Source organism: Pseudomonas sp. SIMBA_068 (genome assembly GCF_046534705.1).
Taxonomy (GTDB): Bacteria; Pseudomonadota; Gammaproteobacteria; order Pseudomonadales; family Pseudomonadaceae; genus Aquipseudomonas; species Aquipseudomonas putida.
The window spans coordinates 1-263 of record NZ_JAWRYI010000750.1 but is presented as its reverse complement, the minus strand read 5'-3'; the positions used below and the strand labels follow the sequence as shown (position 1 = coordinate 263).

General features: G+C 41.4%; 1 protein-coding gene. It reads right to left on the bottom strand.

The window, feature by feature from the left end; all coding sequences use genetic code 11:
- The coding region (locus tag SB756_RS31275; RefSeq protein ID WP_410913393.1) for a BNR-4 repeat-containing protein at positions 1-194 on the bottom strand (194 nt) is incomplete at its 3' end.
- Positions 195-263: the final 69 nt, after the last annotated feature.

Sequence of the window (263 nt, the reverse complement as noted above, 5' to 3'; positions counted from 1 at the left end):
TCGCTACCATTGCCACTACTACCATCGCGATACTTTACGATAAGTTGATCCTGTTTGTTGCGAAGAAAAACAGGGTAAGTCATTCTTTTTTCGAGTGACTTTTCAGCCATAACAGAAACACGCTTCAAGGAACGTACATTCAAAGGCTCTGACATACGAAAATACTCAAGTGGATCTGCATGCATGTTACCCATGACATGTAAGTAACCTTCAGAATCTAGCTCCATAGTGACATAGTTATGGCTATCCCATCCTAACCAGAG